2 protein-coding genes are annotated in these 726 nt (G+C 68.5%); one reads left to right on the top strand and one right to left on the bottom strand.

Translation table 11 applies throughout. From position 1 onward, the window contains the following. A partial coding sequence (locus AC0L3X_RS47280) for a diguanylate cyclase (protein WP_473317636.1) occupies positions 1-377 on the top strand: 377 nt, incomplete at its 5' end. Here AC0L3X_RS47280 and AC0L3X_RS47285 read toward each other — a convergent pair. Beyond that, positions 374-726: diguanylate cyclase (locus AC0L3X_RS47285; protein ID WP_473317637.1), on the bottom strand; the 353-nt coding region annotated here is incomplete at its 5' end. The two genes, AC0L3X_RS47280 and AC0L3X_RS47285, sit on opposite strands and share 4 nt — an antisense overlap.

A 726-nucleotide genomic window follows, 5' to 3' on the forward strand; every position in this document is an offset into this window, starting at 1 on the left:
TGACCCGGCTCGGCGAATCCTTGTCCGGCATCGCCGCCGACACGATGGGCTTTGCGGCCCGCTATGGCGGCGAGGAGTTCTGCCTGCTGCTGCCGAACACCGATGTGAACCGCGCCGTCGAGATCGGCGAGCAGGTGCGCGCGGCCGTGCTGAAGCTGTGCCTGCCGCACATCACCTCCGCCCACATGATCGTCACCGTCTCGATCGGCGTTGCCGCAACGAAGCCGAACGAGACGCTGCGCCCCGGCGATCTCATCGAAGCCGCCGACGCCGCGCTCTACGCCGCAAAACACCGCGGCCGCAACAATGTCATGGAGCACGGCATCCAGGTGATCGAGAACAGCGCGGCCGCCATGATGCTGGCGGCGAGCGCCTAGCCCGCAGCCGCGGCGCGATCGAGCTCGACCTCCGTCACTACGCGATTGCGGCCGCCGCCCTTGGCGAGATAGAGCGCGCGGTCGCAACGCTCGATCAGATCGGTGATCGCCTCGCCCGCACGATACTGCGCTACGCCGATCGACACGCTGATGCCGGGCAGGGTCTCGCCGGTCGAGCGGCGCGTGATCGTGCATTCGGCGATCGCGCGCCTGATACGCTCGGCGATCTCGGCGCAAGTGGCGAGATCGGCATCCGGCAGCACGGCAATCAGCTCCTCGCCGCCATAGCGGGCCGCAAAGCCCATCGTGTCGGCGGCGATGCCGGACAAGGATTCGCCGAGCCGGGTCA

The organism is Bradyrhizobium sp. MI1.7 (assembly GCF_055811795.1).